General features: G+C 62.0%; 17 protein-coding genes and 1 riboswitch. Of the genes, 4 read left to right on the top strand and 13 right to left on the bottom strand.

Translation table 11 applies throughout. The features are described 5' to 3' along the window. Window positions 1-267: 267 nt before the first annotated feature. The 3 genes from OPV09_RS05425 (at window position 268) to OPV09_RS05415 (ending at window position 2497) form a co-directional block, all read left to right on the top strand. Window positions 268-663 carry a hypothetical protein gene (locus OPV09_RS05425; protein ID WP_034749142.1) on the top strand — a complete coding sequence of 132 codons (396 nt, stop codon included), beginning with the start codon at window positions 268-270 and terminating at the stop codon, window positions 661-663. A gap of 83 nt (window positions 664-746) precedes the next feature. Next, window positions 747-1703, top strand: a complete 957-nt coding sequence (locus OPV09_RS05420; RefSeq protein ID WP_338680809.1) for a homoserine kinase — start codon at window positions 747-749, stop codon at window positions 1701-1703. A gap of 2 nt (window positions 1704-1705) precedes the next feature. Next, window positions 1706-2497 carry a BPSS1780 family membrane protein gene (locus OPV09_RS05415; protein ID WP_338680807.1) on the top strand — a complete coding sequence of 264 codons (792 nt, stop codon included), beginning with the start codon at window positions 1706-1708 and terminating at the stop codon, window positions 2495-2497. A 184-nt stretch (window positions 2498-2681) separates the two neighbouring features. On the opposite strand, the gene OPV09_RS05410 is transcribed toward OPV09_RS05415, so the two are convergent. Beyond that, entirely contained in the window at window positions 2682-4985 is a 2304-nt protein-coding gene (locus OPV09_RS05410) for a UvrD-helicase domain-containing protein (RefSeq protein ID WP_070305791.1), read from the bottom strand. A gap of 108 nt (window positions 4986-5093) precedes the next feature. Between OPV09_RS05410 and OPV09_RS05405 the strand changes: the two genes are divergently transcribed. Continuing rightward, a complete protein-coding gene (locus tag OPV09_RS05405) occupies window positions 5094-5369 on the top strand; it encodes a hypothetical protein (protein ID WP_338680804.1) in 276 nt (91 codons plus the stop codon). Here OPV09_RS05405 and OPV09_RS05400 read toward each other — a convergent pair. The 12 genes from OPV09_RS05400 to OPV09_RS05345 form a co-directional block, all read right to left on the bottom strand. After that, a complete protein-coding gene (locus OPV09_RS05400) occupies window positions 5366-6220 on the bottom strand; it encodes a hypothetical protein (protein ID WP_338680802.1) in 855 nt (284 codons plus the stop codon). The two genes, OPV09_RS05405 and OPV09_RS05400, sit on opposite strands and share 4 nt — an antisense overlap. A 185-nt stretch (window positions 6221-6405) precedes the next feature. Continuing rightward, entirely contained in the window at window positions 6406-7512 is a 1107-nt protein-coding gene (locus OPV09_RS05395) for an S-(hydroxymethyl)glutathione dehydrogenase/class III alcohol dehydrogenase (protein ID WP_034749160.1), read from the bottom strand. A gap of 93 nt (window positions 7513-7605) precedes the next feature. After that, window positions 7606-8238, bottom strand: a complete 633-nt coding sequence (locus OPV09_RS05390; RefSeq protein ID WP_034749164.1) for an ANTAR domain-containing response regulator — start codon at window positions 8236-8238, stop codon at window positions 7606-7608. A 78-nt stretch (window positions 8239-8316) separates the two neighbouring features. Beyond that, complete coding sequence (gene thiE / locus OPV09_RS05385) at window positions 8317-8928, bottom strand: thiamine phosphate synthase (protein WP_338680797.1); 612 nt, start codon at window positions 8926-8928, stop codon at window positions 8317-8319. Between the two features lie 10 nt (window positions 8929-8938). Then, window positions 8939-9694, bottom strand: a complete 756-nt coding sequence (locus tag OPV09_RS05380; protein WP_338680796.1) for a hydroxymethylpyrimidine/phosphomethylpyrimidine kinase — start codon at window positions 9692-9694, stop codon at window positions 8939-8941. An 8-nt stretch (window positions 9695-9702) separates the two neighbouring features. Continuing rightward, a complete protein-coding gene (locus OPV09_RS05375) occupies window positions 9703-10494 on the bottom strand; it encodes a thiazole synthase (RefSeq protein WP_034749171.1) in 792 nt (263 codons plus the stop codon). A 15-nt stretch (window positions 10495-10509) separates the two neighbouring features. Then, entirely contained in the window at window positions 10510-10722 is a 213-nt protein-coding gene (gene thiS, locus OPV09_RS05370; RefSeq protein WP_072456778.1) for a sulfur carrier protein ThiS, read from the bottom strand. Between the two features lie 11 nt (window positions 10723-10733). Further along, the gene (gene thiC, locus OPV09_RS05365; protein WP_219330002.1) at window positions 10734-12647 is read right to left on the bottom strand and encodes a phosphomethylpyrimidine synthase ThiC; all 1914 of its coding nucleotides are present in this window, start codon (window positions 12645-12647) and stop codon (window positions 10734-10736) included. A 79-nt stretch (window positions 12648-12726) separates the two neighbouring features. Beyond that, window positions 12727-12842: riboswitch (TPP riboswitch) on the bottom strand. An 83-nt stretch (window positions 12843-12925) separates the two neighbouring features. Continuing rightward, entirely contained in the window at window positions 12926-13183 is a 258-nt protein-coding gene (locus tag OPV09_RS05360; protein WP_034749180.1) for a hypothetical protein, read from the bottom strand. 38 nt (window positions 13184-13221) lie between these two features. Beyond that, entirely contained in the window at window positions 13222-14028 is an 807-nt protein-coding gene (locus OPV09_RS05355; RefSeq protein ID WP_034749183.1) for a response regulator, read from the bottom strand. 28 nt (window positions 14029-14056) lie between these two features. Beyond that, window positions 14057-15961, bottom strand: a complete 1905-nt coding sequence (locus OPV09_RS05350; protein ID WP_254798660.1) for a hybrid sensor histidine kinase/response regulator — start codon at window positions 15959-15961, stop codon at window positions 14057-14059. Window positions 15962-16006: 45 nt separating this feature from the next. Next, window positions 16007-16747 carry a Crp/Fnr family transcriptional regulator gene (locus tag OPV09_RS05345; protein WP_338680792.1) on the bottom strand — a complete coding sequence of 247 codons (741 nt, stop codon included), beginning with the start codon at window positions 16745-16747 and terminating at the stop codon, window positions 16007-16009. Window positions 16748-16860: the final 113 nt, after the last annotated feature.

Here is a 16860-nt window from a genome sequence, read left to right as displayed (position 1 = left end):
GCGCCAGCCGGGAAGAAACAGCGGCGGACGGGCGGAATATCGCACAATTATCGCAGAGTTTAGGGCCGCGCCACCGGCCGCAACTCTTGCCGTTCCTGGCGTTTTCAGCAAGCTGGCGGCCCCGTGCGTGCGGGCGGGCTGCCGTTGCCAGCCATTTCGGCACATTTAAACAGCATTGCCTACCAGTTTGTTACAATGCCTTATAGATAAATTGACGGCATTACACACTGCACGCGCTGCAGTCCCACACATGGAAGCGAACCCATCATGATGCGTACATCGACACTCTGGACATTCCTCGCCCTGCCCCTGCTGGCATGTTCGGCCATTGCCAGCGCCCAGACGCCGGCCAAACCGAGCGACGCGCCGCCACAGCTCGAACGTATCGAGGAAATGGGCGAAGCACCGATCACCGTGGCGCCAGCGGCGGCCAAGCAGCAAATCACCGAAAAACGCGAAGCGGGCGTGACGTCCGAAGTCAAAGTCACGAGCGGCGGCAGCACCTATTACATGAAGCCGGCCGCCGGTGGCGACCAGGCCAACGGCAACGCCTTGCGCGGCCCGCAATGGAAAGTGCTGGAATTTGACCTGGGCAAGAAGAAACAGAAACAACGCGATGAAGAGGCAGCGGACGCGCCAGCACCACCCGCACCAGCGAAGTAAGCAGCCACTCTCTTCTGCCCTGCCCCGGCCATCTGCGGGGCAGCCGGCTTTTTTTGACCTTTTAGACCATTCCCCTCTTTCCCATGGCAGTTTTTACCGCGCTACACCTGGACGATATCGGCCAGTGGATCACGCAGTTTCCACTCGGCAAACCTCTGGCGCTCAAGGGCATCGCGTCCGGCATCGAAAACAGCAATTTTTTCCTGAGCACGGAGCGCGGCGAGTACGTGCTGACGATCTTTGAAAACCTCAGCTTCGAGCAATTGCCGTTCTATCTGCAACTGATGCGCCATTTGGCGGACCGGGGCGTACTGGTGCCGGCGCCGATCGCCAATGCCGATGGCGAACTGGTGACGGCCCTGCAAGGCAAGCCGGCCGCCATCGTCAGCAAACTCGACGGCAGCTCGCAGATGGCGCCGCAAGCCGTGCATTGCGCGGCCGTGGGCGCCATGCTGGCGAAGATGCATCTGGCGGCGCAGGATTTCCCCCTGCAGCAGCCGAATTTGCGGGGCCTGGACTGGTGGAACGCCACCACGCCCTTGGTCTTGCACCACCTCGACGACGCCAAAGCGCACTTGCTGCGCGCGGAAATCCATTTCCAGGACGCCTTTGCTGCCTGCGATACCTATAAAGCCATCCCGCGCGGCCCCGTGCATGCCGACTTGTTCCGCAACAACGTCATGTTTGACGGCGAGCAACTGACAGGCTTTTTCGACTTTTACTTTGCCGGCTGCGACACGTGGCTGTTCGACGTGGCCGTCACCGTCAACGACTGGTGCGTGGACCTGGCGACTGGCGTGCTCGACACGGCAAGAGTGCGCGCCCTGCTCGACGCCTACCAGGCCGTGCGCCCGTTTACGCATGAAGAACAAACGGCATGGCAACCGATGCTGCGCGCCGCCGCGCTGCGCTTCTGGCTGTCGCGCCTGTACGATTATTACCAGCCGCGCGAAGCGGAAATGCTGACCCCGCACGATCCTACGCATTTCGAACGCATTCTGCGCGAACGTATTGCCACACCTGCTCCGGAACTGTTTTAAAAATGGAAAAATTACCTGCAAGTACAGGTTGGCAATGGGTGAAACAAGGCTTCGGCCTGTTTCGCAAGCAACCTGGCGGCATGTCGATGTTGTTTCTCGGCTATATGTTCTGCATGCTGGCCGTCAGCATCGTGCCCGTGCTCGGCCAATTGCTGCCCGTCATCCTCGTGCCCGTGTTTTCCGTCGCCTTCGTGCAAGGCTGCCTGAATATCGACCAGGGCAAGCGCGTCCTGCCGAGCCTCTTGATCTCGGGCTTCCGCAAGCCCGCTTTTCCTTCCCTGTTCGGCCTGGGCGTGCTGTACATCCTGATGGCCATCGTCGCCATCGGCGCCTCGACCCTCGTGGACGATGGTTTGCTGTGGAAACTGGTCACCGGACAACTGACGGAAGAAGCGGCACGCGCCGCCATCCCCGAATCGCGCCTGGGCCTCGGCATCCTGCTGGCCATCGCGATGTACGTGCCTGCCGCCATGGCCTTCTGCTTTGCCGCACCGCTGATCTACTGGCAACGCATCAGCCTGGGCAAGGCGCTGTTCTTCAGCTTTTTCGCCGTCTGGCGTTCGCTGTCGGCCTTCATCGTCTTCGCCGCCACCTGGTTCGCCATCAGCATCGTCACCAGCCAGTTGCTGGCCGTCATCTTTGGCCGCACGCAGCTGATGATGCAACTGATGATGCCGCTGTCGATGATCTTGACTATCATCATGCATTGCTCGTTCTACGCCGCCTACCGCCAGATCTTCGGCCTGCCCGTCGATGAGAGCAAGCCGGTGTCGTTGGACAAGACCGGCGAGTGATCGCCAGACACCGGTCGGCCGCGTAATCCGACGCTGCGAGGCCAACAATGGTGTCGGATTACGCTTCGCTAATCCGACCTACGCGACCGGCCAGAGTATGTTCCTGGTAGGTCGGATTAGCGGGGCCGAAGGCCACGCGTAATCCGACAACATTGTTAGCGCCCGCGTTGGTGACGGATGACCTTCACAGCCGTTCCAATTTGGCAATCCCCAAATCCAGCACCTTCATGCCGTGCTGTCCGAAATTGATTTGCGCGCGCGCATTGCCGCCGCCACCTTCGATATTGACGATAACGCCTTCGCCGAACTTGGCGTGCGCCACCGATTCACCGATGCGCCAGCCGCCGCCTGTGGCTTTTTGCGCGATCTTTTGCGCAATCGCATTGTCCGAACCGAGGCTGACCACACGCGGCGCCTCGTCCCAGGCCGACTTGCGGTTGCCGAACCAGTTGGCTTGCACCTTCGGCGACAGCCATTTCAGCGATTCTTCCGGCAATTCGTCGAAGAAGCGCGATTTCATGTTGTAGCGCGTCTGGCCGTGCAGCATGCGCGTCTGCGAAAAGCTCATGTACAGCCGCTTGCGCGCGCGCGTGATGGCCACGTACATCAGCCGGCGTTCCTCTTCCACGCCATTGTCTTCTTTCGAGCTGCTTTCGTGCGGGAACAGGCCCTCTTCCAGGCCCGTGATGAACACGTTGTCGAATTCCAGGCCCTTGGCCGAGTGCACCGTCATCATCTGCAGCGCATCCTGGCCCGCCTGGGCCTGGTTATCGCCCGCTTCCAGCGACGCGTGCGACAGGAAGGCGGACAGCGGCGACATCACGGCCGGCAGCGGCGCGTCCGCATCTAAAATTTCGATGCCATCCTGGTTCACGACGGGCGCGCCCGACTGCGCCTGGGCGGCAGGGCCCAGGTGGGCCGGTGCGCCCTGGCCGAAACCCTCTTCGGAAATGAACTGGCTGGCCGCGCTGACCATCTGCTCCAGATTCTCGATGCGGTCGGCGCCTTCTTTTTCGTTCTGGTAATGCTGGAGCAAAGTACTCGCTTCCAGCACCACTCTGACCATTTCCGGCAGAGATAACTGCTGCGTTTCGAAACGCACGCCTTCGATCAGCTTGACGAAGCCGGCCAGCACGCTGCCCGCCTTGCCCGCCACATACGGCACGGAGGCGTACAGCGAAATACCGTACTGTTCCGAGGCGGCCTGCAATTGCTCGATCGAGCGCATGCCGATGCCGCGCGTAGGGAAATTGACCACGCGCAAGAAGGCCGAATCGTTGTGCGGATTGTCCATCAACTGCAAATAGGCAATCGCGTGCTTGACCTCGGCGCGCTGGAAGTAGCGCTGACCGCCATACACGTGATACGGAATCGCGGCCGAAAACAGCGCGTGTTCGATCACGCGCGACTGCGCGTTCGAGCGGTACAAGATCGCGATTTCGCTGCGCGAAGCGCCATCGGCGATCAGGCTTTTCGCCTCCTCGATGATCCACTGCGCTTCCTGCAAGTCGGAACTGGCTTCATACACGCGCACCTGCTCGCCATGGCCCGCGTCCGTGCGCAGATTCTTGCCCAGGCGCTTGCTGTTGTTCGCGATCAGCACGTTGGCGCTGTCGAGGATGTGGCCGTGCGAGCGGTAATTCTGCTCGAGCTTGATCAAGTTCTTGACCTGGAACTCGTGCTCGAAGGCGCTCATATTGCCCACGTTGGCGCCGCGGAACGCGTAGATGCTCTGGTCATCGTCGCCGACGGCAAACAGGGCGCCGCCATCGCGGCTGCCGTGGCCGGCCAGCAATTTGAGCCAGTTGTATTGCAAGTTGTTCGTATCCTGGAACTCGTCCACCAGAATATGGCGGAAACGGGCCTGGTAATGTTCACGCAGCGGTTGATTGCGGCTCAGCAATTCGTACGTGCGCAGCAGCAATTCCGCAAAATCGACGACGCCTTCGCGCTGGCACTGGTCGTCGTACAACTGGTACAGCTCGACCATCTTGCGCTCGTGCGCGTCATACGCTTCCACGTCCGTGGCGCGCAAGCCCTGGTCCTTGGCGTTGTTGATGAAATACATCACCGTCTTCGGCGGGAATTTTTCATCATCGATGTTGTTTGCCTTCAACAAGCGCTTGATCACCGACAATTGATCCTGCGAGTCGAGGATCTGGAACGTTTGCGGCAAGGCCGCGTCGCGGTAGTGCGTGCGCAGCAAGCGGTTGCACAGACCGTGGAAGGTGCCGATCCACATGCCGCGCGTGTTGATCGGCAGCATGGCCGACAGGCGCGTGAGCATTTCCTTGGCGGCTTTATTGGTAAACGTCACGGCCAGGATGCCGGGCGGCGATACCTGCTGGGTCTGGATCAGCCACGCGATGCGGGTGGTCAGCACGCGGGTCTTGCCTGAACCGGCGCCTGCCAGGATCAGCGCATGCTGCGCCGGCAAGGTGACGGCAGCCAATTGTTCGGGATTGAGGTTGTGAAGAAGATTTTGCATCCCATGATTATACCGGCATGGCTAAAAATACTGTGCATTTGTCCAGCGGTCGCGGCATTTTACCCACGCGCGCTACAATCGCCATCTCGACACCGCAGCCTGTATACCATGACACCACCCACCCACCTCGACGGCGCCCGCGTACTGGCCTGGGCCTGGTCCGACCAGCCCTTCGGCCATGTCACCAACGAGCATGGTGGCGCCCCCACCGCCATCCACGGCCTGGCCGTGTGCCGCTACGCAGACGAAGCGCGCGTCTACCGTTTCAGCTGCGATGCGCAGTGGGAAACGGTGCAGGATGACGTGTATGCCAGCGAGAATGAGGCCAGAGAGCAGTTGCCGGCGCAATACCGCGCCGTGGCCGCCACCTGGCATAGAGGCTAGCGCACCAGCTTCGCCTTGCCTTCGCTGAGCGCCTGGGCGATCACCTGGCGCGTGGTCTTGTCGGCGATCTTGACGACTTTTTCCTGCTGGCGGCCCAGGTCGCCCATTTGCTTGCCCAGCGCTTCCATCGGCTTGCTGCGCTGCTCCATCTGGCGCGACATCTGCTCCGCTTTCTCGGCCTCGCGCTCGTGCACGTCGGCGATGCGGTCGTTGATCTCTTCCATCTCTTCCTGCGCATCTTCCATCTGCTGCTGCAGGCGTTCCACGTCGCGCTCGGCCGCGCGGCGCGCCGTGTCGCTCGTCGCCAGCGCCTGGCGGCGCGAGGCGTCACCGAGCTTGCGGCCCAGCTCCTGCTGCTGGCGGCCCAGCGCGCGCAGCTGTTCCGACTCGCGCGCACTGCCTTTTTCCAGGCTGCGGGCGCCCATCTTGCGGCCCATTTCACCCATGGCCTTGCCATGCGCGCCCATTTGATCGCCGAGCGCGCTCATCTCCTTGCCGAGCTGTTTCGAAGGCTGCCAGGCCGTGCGCACCTTGCCCAGCAAGGCCGCATCCTGCAGCACATAGGCCTGCCCCTGGTCGCGGAACCACAGGAACGGCCCCTTGATCGAGCGCTTGAGCTTTTCCACCTGCTGCGAGTGAATATCGCTGTCGACGACGATGACGCCCTCGCTATCCGTGGCGCTATCAACGAGCGCATAGCTTTCGCCCTTGTCGATCGAACGGCTGACCTGCACGCTGGGCGCGGCAGGCGGGGCCGGTGGCGCGGGCGGCTGCGGCGGCTGCACGGCCAGCGCACTGCCGCCAAGCAGGATACCGGCCAGGCTGAGGATCAAACGGTAGGAAGTGGACATGGCTGCCTCGTCGCAAAAGTAGTGGAGCATTGACTTTAGCGGCGGATGGAGCACGGCTCCAGCGCGGTGCGACAGGCTGCAAAAAGACCGGTCTGGATGGCAGACACGGACGATGGATGGAACGCCGGGCAAAAAAAAACGGAGGCCGCAGCCTCCGCAAAAACGCCGTGGTACGGCGTAATGTATTAGTACAGCACGACGGAGCGGATCGATTCACCGCTCTTCATCAGGTCGAAGCCCTGGTTGATGTCGTCGAGCTTCAGGCGATGCGTGATCAAATCGTCGATATTGAGCTTGCCTTCCATATACCAGTCGACGATCTTCGGCACGTCCGTGCGTCCCCGTGCGCCGCCGAAGGCCGAACCTTTCCACACGCGCCCCGTCACCAGCTGGAATGGACGGGTGGAAATTTCTTGGCCGGCTGCGGCCACGCCGATGATGATGGACTGGCCCCAGCCCTTGTGGCAGCACTCGAGCGACTGGCGCATGGTGGTGGTGTTGCCGATGCACTCAAACGAATAGTCGGCGCCGCCGTCCGTCAGCTGCACGATGGTGTCGACGACGTTTTCCACCTCGTTGGCGTTGACGAAATGCGTCATACCGAACTTGCGCGCGATGGCCTGACGGGCCGGGTTGATGTCCACGCCGATGATCTTGTCGGCGCCGACCATCTTGGCCGCCTGGATCACGTTCAAGCCGATGCCGCCCAGGCCGAACACGACGACATTCGCGCCCGCCTCGACCTTGGCCGTAAACAGCACGGCGCCCACGCCGGTGGTCACGCCGCAACCGATGTAGCAGACCTTGTCGAACGGCGCATCTTCGCGGATCTTCGCCAGGGCGATTTCCGGCACGACGATGTAATTCGAGAACGTGGACGTGCCCATGTAATGGAAAATGGGTTTACCGTCGATGGAAAAGCGCGACGTCGCGTCGGGCATGAGGCCGCGGCCCTGGGTCGAGCGGATCGACTGGCACAAGTTGGTTTTTTGCGACAGGCAGAATTTGCACTGGCGGCATTCCGGCGTGTACAGAGGAATGACGTGGTCATCCTTTTTCAGGCTTTTCACGCCCGGACCCACGTCGACGACGATGCCGGCGCCTTCATGTCCCAGGATGGACGGGAAGATGCCTTCCGGATCGGCGCCCGACAAGGTGTAGTAATCGGTATGGCAAATACCGGTGGCCTTGATCTCGACGAGTACCTCGCCCTCGCGCGGGCCGGCCAGGTCGACTTCTTCGATGGTCAAAGGCGCGCCCGCCTTCCATGCAATCGCTGCTTTGGTTTTCATGTGTGTCCTGTGGTGTGTGCTGTGTATGGTTGAACCGGGCGCGCCAGCGCGCCGTATCGCCACATCATAGCAAAGCAGGCGCCAGAAAAATGCTTACTTGGTTTTCGCGCGGTTCAAAAACGCGCCGTGCAAGCCGTTCAGGGTTTCCTCGGCCAGCAGCAGCTGGCTGGCGATTTCATTGATCTTGCGGCGGCTGGAACGGGCATGGTCGCGCAGCACTTCGAAGGCCGTGTTGCGGTCCGTCTGGAACTTGCCCATCAGCAAACCCACGGCCAAACTCGTTTCGCGGCCGGCGGCCAGCGCCGCGTTCAGGTTCAGCTCGGTGCGGCGCAGCTGGCGGATTTCGTCCGCGCGCGCCAGGCCCGCTTCGAACGCGGGCATCAAGCGGCCTTCGTCGACGGGTTTCACCACATAGCCGACGGCGCCGTAGGCCGCCGCCTGCTTGCCCGACTCGCTGTCGCCGCTGCCGGACAGGAACATGAACGGCACGGCCGTCTCGCCATGCAGGCGCTTGGCCAGTTCCAGGCCGGACATGCCCGGCATGTGGATGTCGAGCAAGGCCAGGTCCGGCTCGCGCTGGGCGATCAGCTGCAGCGCCACTTCGGCCGAATGGGCCAGGGCTGTTTCGTAGCCGGCATGGCGCAGGACTTCGCCGAGGAATTCCAACAGGAGCTGGTCATCGTCAACGATCAGGATAAGGCGTTTCGCGGCGGCTGGCTGACTCATGGGTGGGGGACCTCGGTAATGAATGATGCTCTTATTATATGCCGATTATTCTCCCAATCCAGCCTTGCACGCCACTGTTCATTCCACAAACAAATGATTGAATTGCTGCACTGCAATATCCACATCTTCCGCCTGATAGACGCTAGTGATGGCCGCCACCATGTCGGCACCGCGCGCGGCCAGCGGCGCGGCGTTCTCCGGCGTCATGCCGCCGATCACCACGCAAGGCAAGGCGATCTCGCGTTTCGCCTGCAGCACGATGTCGAGCGGTGTCGTGACCGGATACTTTTTCACCAGCGATGGATAAAAGCCGCCGAAGGCCACATAGCTGGCGCCGCCCGCCTCCGCCGTTCGTGCCAATGCCATGTCGCCATAGCAGGAAGCGCCGACGATCTTGTCCTTGCCCAGGCGCGTGCGCACCTGTGCCACGGACGCATCCGTGCCGCCCACGTGCACGCCGTCCGCGTCGAGCTCTTCGCACAGCTCGATGAAGTCGTTGATGATGAAAGGCACGCCATACTTGCGGGCCAGGTCCAGCAAGGCGCCCGCCTGCTCCCGCCGCTGATCCGCTTCCGCGCTCTTGTGGCGGTATTGCAGCAAGGCCACGCCTTCCTGCAAGGCTTGCTCGCTCACGTCGAGCAGGCGGTCGGTGTCGTCCCAGTTCGGGGTGACCAGATACAGTCCACGCATGATATTTTCCTTATTGAATGAATCGTTGCGGCATCAGCTGGCCTGGCGCAATCGCATACGCGCCAGCCAGGGCCGCATGGCAATAGCGTTGCGCGCCATCGAGCGCCTCTTGCATCGGCATACCTTGCGCCAGGTGAGCCGCGATGGCGGACGCCAAAGTGCAGCCGCTGCCGTGAAATTCGCCGGGCAAGCGCGGCCAGCGCCACGCGTGCTCCCTGCCATCGGCGTCAAACCAGCGGTTGACGATCACCTCGCCTTCGCCATGGCCGCCCGTCACCAGCACGTTCCGGCAGCCTTGCGCAAGTAAATTGTCTGCGCCACCGAGGGCCAGCGCTTCCGGCCCGTTCGGTACGATGACGGTCGTCACCGGCAGCAAGGGCACCAGCGCCAGCACGGCATCGCCCCGGCTGAGCACGTCGCCATGGCCGCTGGCCAGCACGGGGTCGAGCACGACAGGCAAGCTTGGGCGAATCAGCCGCAATTGCGCGATCAGTTGCGCGATGACGGCCGCATTCGCGGCGCTGCCGGGAATGCCGATCTTCACGGCATCGATGCTGATCTTGTCGATCAGCGCCTGCGCCTGGCGGCGCAGCAATTCCGGCGCCACCGGCTCGACGCCAAAGACCCTGTCGTTGTCCTGCACCGTCAAGGCCGTGATGACGGGCAAGGCATGCGCGCCCTGCGCCGCAATGGCCACGATATCGGCGGCGATGCCGGCGCCGCCCGACGGATCAAGACCGGAAAACACGAGCACAGTGTGGCGCATCGGCATCGTCACGCCAGGCGGCCCGCCATCGGCGACGATGGCGACGCGGCAAATTTACGGGGCATGCGTCCCGCCAGAAACGCTTCGCGTCCGGCCCGCACGGCCAGCTTCATCGCGTGCGCCATGCGCACGGGGTCGCGCGCTCCGGCAATGGCCGTATTCATCAGCACGCCATCGCAGCCGAGTTCCATGGCAATGGCCGCATCCGACGCCGTACCCACGCCGGCATCGACGAGCACGGGCACTTTCGCCTGGTCGATGATCAGCGACAAATTCCACGGATTCAAAATGCCCATGCCCGAGCCGATCAGGGACGCGAGCGGCATGACGGCCACGCAGCCGATATCTTCCAGAATCTTCGCCTGGATCGGGTCGTCGCTGCAGTAGACCATCACGTCAAAGCCATCCTTGACCAGCGCCTCGGCCGCGATCAAGGTTTCCGGCATGTGCGGGAACAGGGTCTTCTCGTCACCGAGCACTTCGAGTTTCACCAGATTGCGTCCGCCCAGAAGCTCGCGCGCCAGTTGCAGGGTGTAGACAGCGTCCTTGGCGTTGTAGCAGCCGGCCGTGTTCGGCAAAATCGTGTACTGGTCGGGCGGCACGAAGTCGAGCAGACTGGGCGCGTTCGGGTCCTGCCCGATATTCACGCGCCGGATCGCCACCGTGATGATCTGCGCCTCGGCCGCATCCGTCGCTTCGCGCGTCTGCGGTAAATCCTTGTACTTGCCGCTACCGACCAGCAAGCGCGATTGATACTGTTTTCCTGCAATGGTCAGCAGGTCGTTGTTATTACTGTTCATTGCTTTTTCCTTAGTTCAGCCGCCGCCGATGGCGCGTACTATTTCAACCTGGTCTTGTACCTGCAAGACCTGCCCCTGCCACGCCTTGCGCGGCACGACATTGCGGTTGACGGCCAGCGCCAGCGCCTGGTTTTCCAGCGACAGGGTGGCGATCAATTGGTCCAGGGTTTGCCCCGGCGGCACCTGGTACGGTGCGCCGTTGAGCGTGATGTTGATGAATGCAGGCATCACGCTCTCCCTCAGACCTTGCGGTACAGCTCGGCGCCGTTCTTGATGAATTCGATGGCCTTGATTTCCATGCCCTGCTTGAGCGCCTTGTCTTCCGCGATGCCCATGCCGGCCGCGTATTCGCGCACTTCCTGCGTGATCTTCATCGAGCAGAAATGCGGGCCGCACATGGAGCAGAAATGGGCCACCTTGGCCGAATCCTTGGGCAAAGTTTCATCGTGGAATTCGCGCGCCTTGTCCGGGTCCAGGCCGATGTTGAACTGGTCATCCCAGCGGAATTCAAAGCGGGCTTTCGACAGCGCGTTGTCGCGGATTTGCGCACCCGGATGGCCCTTGGCCAGGTCGGCCGCGTGCGCCGCAATCTTGTAGGTAATGATGCCGTCCTTGACGTCCGCCTTGTTGGGCAGGCCCAGGTGTTCCTTCGGCGTCACGTAGCACAACATGGCCGTGCCATACCAGCCGATCATGGCAGCGCCAATGCCGGACGTGATGTGGTCGTAGCCGGGCGCGATATCGGTCGTCAATGGCCCCAAGGTATAGAACGGCGCTTCGCCGCACTGTTCCAACTGCAAGTCCATGTTTTCTTTAATGAGCTGCATCGGTACGTGGCCAGGCCCCTCGATCATCACTTGCACATCGTGCTTCCAGGCGACTTGCGTCAGCTCACCCAGGGTTTTCAGTTCGCCCAGCTGCGCCTCGTCGTTGGCATCGTAGATGGAGCCGGGACGCAAGCCGTCGCCCAGCGAGAACGACACGTCGTACGCTTTCATGATTTCGCAAATCTCTTCGAAATGCGTGTACAGGAATGATTCCTGGTGGTGTGCCAGACACCATTTCGCCATGATGGAGCCGCCGCGCGACACGATGCCCGTCAGGCGCTTGGCTGTCATCGGCACATAGCGCAGCAGCACGCCCGCGTGGATGGTGAAGTAATCGACGCCCTGCTCGGCCTGCTCGATCAGGGTGTCGCGGAAAATTTCCCAAGTTAAATCTTCGGCCTTGCCATTGACCTTTTCCAGTGCCTGGTAGATGGGCACGGTGCCGATCGGCACGGGGCTGTTGCGCACGATCCATTCGCGCGTCTCGTGGATGTGCTTGCCGGTCGACAGATCCATCACGTTATCGCCGCCCCAGCGGATGGCCCAGGTCATCTTTTCCACTTCCTCGCCGATCGACGAAGTGACGGCCGAGTTGCCAATATTCGCGTTGATTTTCACGAGGAAATTGCGGCCGATAATCATCGGCTCGACTTCCGGATGGTTGATGTTGGCGGGGATGATGGCGCGGCCGCGGGCAATTTCCTCGCGCACGAATTCCGGCGTGATCTCGGCCGGGATGCTGGCGCCAAACGACTGGCCCGGATGCTGGCGGCCCATCAGGTCGGCCAGGCGCTCGCCCATGGGACCGGACGCTTTCAGCTCACGCAAATATTCCTGGCGGCGCATGTTTTCGCGGATGGCCACGAATTCCATTTCCGGCGTGATGATGCCCTGGCGCGCGTAATGCATCTGCGTCACGTTCTTGCCGGCGATGGCGCGGCGCGGCTTGCGGTGCAGGTTGAAACGCAGCTCGGCCAGCTTCGGGTCCGCCAGGCGGGCGATGCCGTAGTCGGAGGTCGGGCCCGGCAATTCTTCCGTATCGGCACGTTCGACGATCCACGGCAGGCGCGGCGTATCGAGGCCCGAGCGGATGTCGATCTGCACGTCCGGGTCCGTGTACGGGCCGGAGGTGTCATAGACGTAGATCGGCGGATTCTTTTCGCCGCCGAACGACGCTTCCGTGTCGGACTGGCTGATCTCGCGCATGGGCACGCGGATGTCGGGGCGGCTGCCTTCAACATAGATCTTGCGCGAATTGGGCAGCGGCGCGATGGCGGCTTCGTCGACCGTGGCGGTGGCGGAGAGGAATTTCGGGTTGGCGTTCATTTTGGCTCCTTGGCTAGACTATTTTTAAGCCTGGAGCCAGCTAAGGAGGTTCGGAATCACGCACGCGGAAAGGCGGGGTGCGTTCATCCTAAAGCTTCCCTTCGCTGGCATTATCCAGATCAGGTTCGGAGGGTATTTCTCACCCGCGCTTGCACCGTGTTTCCACAGCGAAAGGCAGGACCCCTAGCGTTTGCCGCCTTGCGGCAGCGAGCCAATTATACGCGGTTCACGCCGCGCGGCCAGATGATTTCTTGCAGGTGTCGTCTTTGTACATCGCTCTACTTCTTCTTGCCCCAGCGCCAACTGGTCGGTTCGCCCTTCAGCTGGCAGATGAAAATGAGCACGGCAACGATGGCTACTTCATAGACGATGTAGCCGACCAGCATGGTTTGCGGCGGAAACAGAAAGGCGCCGCAGGCGAACAGCGCCAGCGCGGCCAGGAACACCAGCCAGCCCTGCCACGTGATGGGCAAGCCCCAGCCCCAGCCATAGGTCTTGGCGGGGAACCAGTATTGCGGCGTTGATTTGTCAGTCATGATTTTTCCTGGTCAGTATCGATAGCACCCAGTATAAATCAGGCAATGCGATGGCGCTCCGTGACATCGAGGCCGATGCCGCGGTAGCCGATGAAGCGGCTGCCATTGTCGAACATCGGTTCGCCGCTCACCTGCAGGTACTGCGTGCTGCCGTCGAGGTTGGCGCGGCTGTAGATGAAATCGAGGAACGGTTCGCGCGCGGCGATTTTTGCGTCGAGCAATGCACGCTCGGTGGCATTCCAGCGCTGCGGCTCTTGCTCGCTGCCGATGCCCAGCATTTCAGCCACGGGGCCGGAAAAGCGCGTCAGGTTGCCCTGCGCATCCTGTTCCCAGTACCAGTCGGATGACAGTTCCGTGAAACGCTGGAAGCGCGCTTCGCTTTCGCGCAGCTCCGCCGTGCGTTCTTCCACCATCTGCTCGAGCGACTTGTTGTATTCGGCCAGCTTCTGGTACAGCAGGCGCACTTCCAGCATGTTGTGGATGCGCGTTTTCACTTCCACCAGGTCGAACGGTTTGCTGACGAAGTCCTTGGCGCCCGCCTGCAGCGCGCGCAGTTTGTGGCCGGGCTGGGCCGTGATCACCAGCACGGGCAGATAGCTGCCCGCCTCGATGTCGCGCAAGCCTTCCATGACTTCGAAGCCATCCATTTCCGGCATCTGCAAGTCGAGCAGGATCAGGTCGTAGCGGTGCTGCTGGTGCAGCGCGCGCACGGCTTGCGGGTCCATGGTGGACGTGATGCGCGTATAGCCGGCATTGCGCAGCACCTGTTCCAGCAGCATGACGTTCGCCTCCTGGTCATCGACGATGAGGATGCTGGCGTTCAGGATCTCGGTGGCTTGAAGCATGGCGGTATTCCTAAAAATAAATGCTGAATTAGCGTATTGCGTGAATGTCGTCGGCCAGGCCGTGCGCGGCCGCATGGTGCAGGGCCACGTCGAGCGCATCCATGAATTCGACGACCTTGATCGGCTTGGTCAGGTAGCGGAAGAAGCCCGCTTCCAGGCCCTTCTCGATGTCGCGCGGCACGGCGTTGGCCGACAGGGCCATCACGGGAATATGGCTCGTGAGCGGGTCGTCATGCAGGATATGCAGGGCGCCAAAGCCGCTGATGCCGGGCAAGTTGATGTCCATCAGGATGACGTCCGGCTGATACGTGCGCGCCAGGTCGATGCCCAGGTGCGCATCGATGGCCGTGAGCAGTTTCAAATCGCTGCGGCGGGCGATCAATTGCTCCACCAGCGCCAGGTTGGCGGGATTGTCTTCCACGTACAGCAAGGTGCGCTGGCTTTCCTGCGGCTCCTGCACCTGCGGCAGCGCGTCGCCATCGCCCAGCACCAGGGCCGGCGCACTGCTGGCGGCCAGCTCGAACCAGAACGTGGTGCCCACGCCGACCGTGCTGTCGACGCCGATAGTGCCGCCCATCAATTCGACCAATTGCTTGGTGACGACGAGGCCGATACCCGTGCCCTCTTCCGTGCTGTTTTCCTGGCCCAGGCGGTTGAAGGGCTGGAACAGCTGGGCCACCTGGCCCGCATCGAGACCGGCGCCACTGTCGCGCACGCTCACGCGCACACGCTCGCCGTGGCGGCTGCATTCGACGGTGACGGCGCCGCCGCCCTGGTTGTACTTGATGGCGTTCGATAGCAGGTTGACCATCACCTGTTTCACGCGTGTGCGGTCCGCATGCACATAAAATGCCTGGCCGCAGCGGGGGAAATGCATGCGGATGCCGCGCTTTTCCGCCTGCGGCGCGATCATCGCCTGGCAATCCTGCAGCACGTCGAGCAGCGACATCGCTTCCTGCGACAAGGTGACCTTGCCCGATTCGATCATGGCCAGGTCGAGGATTTCATTGATCAGGCGCAGCAGATACCAGCCACCCTTGAGGATTTGTTCGATCGAGCGCTGCTGCGGCACGGTGGGCGGCGGCACGTCGGAGGCCATCAGCTGCGCAAAGCCCAGCACGGCGTTCAGCGGCGTGCGCAATTCGTGGCTCATGCTCGACAGGAATTCGGACTTGGCGCGGTTGGCCTTTTCCGCCACCTGGCGCGCCTTCTTCAACTCCGCATTGTTGGTCTCGACCAGCGAGCGTGTGTACGCCTGCTGCTCCTGCAGGCGTTGGTCCAGCAAGGCTTGCTCCGCCTCGACCTGCTTGCGAGCCGTGTTGTCCGTCCCGATCAGCAAGTAACCGATGACCTTGCTTTGCGCATCGCGCAAGGCCGTCACGGAAACGATGGCGGGAAAGCGGCTGCCATCCTTGCGGATGTAGGTCAGTTCATAGATGTCTTCGATGCCGCGCGTGGCCTTGAACACGAGCGCTTCCACGCCGGGCGTGATGACAGTATCGAGTTCGGCACTGAGGGCGGCGGCACGCGCGACGATTTCCTGCGCGTCAGAAATACCGGCCGGCGTCAGCTTGTCGACCACGTCGCTCGCCGCATAGCCGAGCATGCGTTCTGCGCCCACATTGAAAATCTGGATCACGCCCTGCGCATCGGTGGCGATGCACGAGAAATTGGCGCTGTTGAAAATCGCATCCTGCAAGGCGCCCGCCTTGAGCAACTGGCGCGGCAGGCTGGCGGCCAGGGTGCGCCGGTACAGCGCCACGAGCAGCATCAGCAGCAAGAAGACCAGCGCGTCGATGACGCATGCCGTCTCGAACGGCGCGCGCCAGGCCAGCAGGCCGATGGCCAGCAACACGATGGCGCTGAATGAAAACGCCAGCGCCATGGGCCAGCGCGACGGTGCGCGCGGGGGAATGTTTTCAACAGATTGCATGGGGTAGCCCGGGCTGTGACAACGATAAAAGAGAGAATGCGGTGTTCAGTGCGTCTGGCGCTGGCGCACGTCCGACAACAGGCGCGTGAATTCTTTCTTCACCACGCCATAGCATTCGCACACATGGCCTTCGAGACCGGCGCGGTCCAGCACGGAAATATGGCCACGTCGGTAGCTGATGAAGCCCCGCGTCTGCAAACGCCCGGCCGCTTCCGTCACGCCTTCGCGGCGCACGCCCAGCATGTTGGCAATCAACTCCTGTGTCATCGTCAACTCGCGGTTCGGCAGGCGGTCCATGGTCAGCAGCAGCCAGCGGCACAGCTGCTGTTCCACCGTATGGTGGCGGTTGCACACGGCCGTCTGCGACATTTGCGTGATCAGCGCTTGCGTATAGCGCAGCAGCAAGCGCATGACGGGACCGGCGCGGTCGAATTCCTCCATCAGCAAATGCGCCTTCAGCCGGTAGCCGACGCCGCCCGTCTGCACGACGGCGCGGCTCGGCGTCGAATTGCCGCCCATGAACAGCGACACGCCCACGACACCCTCATTGCCGACGCCGGCAATTTCCGACGAGCCGCCGTTTTCCAGCAGGTAGTGAATGGAAACGATGGCCGTGGTGGGGAAATACACATGCTGCAGCTTGTCGCCCGAATCGTAGATCACGTCACCGAGCAGCATCGGCACTTGCTCCAGGTGAGGGGCCAGGCGCGCGAAATCAGCGTCGAGCATGGCGGCGAGCAAATGGTTTTGATTCGGGTTGTGCAGCTGGGCATGCGGACTCGACATGGGCAGGTTTCCTGTTTTCCAGTCGTCAGCTAGGGGATAGTTGAAAGGCGTCCGAACGAGGGGCGCCATGTGGTGCAGCGTAACACAGCGCTGGCACAGTGACCCGACTATAT

The organism is Janthinobacterium sp. TB1-E2 (assembly GCF_036885605.1).
In the GTDB taxonomy this organism is placed as follows: Bacteria; Pseudomonadota; Gammaproteobacteria; order Burkholderiales; family Burkholderiaceae_D; genus Janthinobacterium; species Janthinobacterium aestuarii.
Note: the sequence above shows the minus strand (reverse complement) of the source record. Positions and strands in the feature narration are given on the sequence as shown.

Bases quoted from the DNA above. Each gene is read 5' to 3' on its own strand.
- OPV09_RS05425 (WP_034749142.1), top strand. From the start codon at position 268: ATGATGCGTACATCGACACTCTGGACATTCCTCGCCCTGCCCCTGCTG.
- OPV09_RS05400 (WP_338680802.1), bottom strand. From the start codon at position 6,220: ATGTCCACTTCCTACCGTTTGATCCTCAGCCTGGCCGGTATCCTGCTT.
- OPV09_RS05410 (WP_070305791.1), bottom strand. From the start codon at position 4,985: ATGCAAAATCTTCTTCACAACCTCAATCCCGAACAATTGGCTGCCGTC.
- thiE (WP_338680797.1), bottom strand. From the start codon at position 8,928: ATGCGTGGACTGTATCTGGTCACCCCGAACTGGGACGACACCGACCGC.
- OPV09_RS05360 (WP_034749180.1), bottom strand. From the start codon at position 13,183: ATGACTGACAAATCAACGCCGCAATACTGGTTCCCCGCCAAGACCTAT.
- OPV09_RS05350 (WP_254798660.1), bottom strand. From the start codon at position 15,961: ATGCAATCTGTTGAAAACATTCCCCCGCGCGCACCGTCGCGCTGGCCC.
- OPV09_RS05405 (WP_338680804.1), top strand. From the start codon at position 5,094: ATGACACCACCCACCCACCTCGACGGCGCCCGCGTACTGGCCTGGGCC.
- OPV09_RS05395 (WP_034749160.1), bottom strand. From the start codon at position 7,512: ATGAAAACCAAAGCAGCGATTGCATGGAAGGCGGGCGCGCCTTTGACC.
- thiS (WP_072456778.1), bottom strand. From the start codon at position 10,722: ATGCCTGCATTCATCAACATCACGCTCAACGGCGCACCGTACCAGGTG.
- OPV09_RS05375 (WP_034749171.1), bottom strand. From the start codon at position 10,494: ATGAACAGTAATAACAACGACCTGCTGACCATTGCAGGAAAACAGTAT.
- OPV09_RS05420 (WP_338680809.1), top strand. From the start codon at position 747: ATGGCAGTTTTTACCGCGCTACACCTGGACGATATCGGCCAGTGGATC.
- OPV09_RS05415 (WP_338680807.1), top strand. From the start codon at position 1,706: ATGGAAAAATTACCTGCAAGTACAGGTTGGCAATGGGTGAAACAAGGC.
- OPV09_RS05380 (WP_338680796.1), bottom strand. From the start codon at position 9,694: ATGCGCCACACTGTGCTCGTGTTTTCCGGTCTTGATCCGTCGGGCGGC.
- OPV09_RS05345 (WP_338680792.1), bottom strand. From the start codon at position 16,747: ATGTCGAGTCCGCATGCCCAGCTGCACAACCCGAATCAAAACCATTTG.
- thiC (WP_219330002.1), bottom strand. From the start codon at position 12,647: ATGAACGCCAACCCGAAATTCCTCTCCGCCACCGCCACGGTCGACGAA.
- OPV09_RS05390 (WP_034749164.1), bottom strand. From the start codon at position 8,238: ATGAGTCAGCCAGCCGCCGCGAAACGCCTTATCCTGATCGTTGACGAT.
- OPV09_RS05355 (WP_034749183.1), bottom strand. From the start codon at position 14,028: ATGCTTCAAGCCACCGAGATCCTGAACGCCAGCATCCTCATCGTCGAT.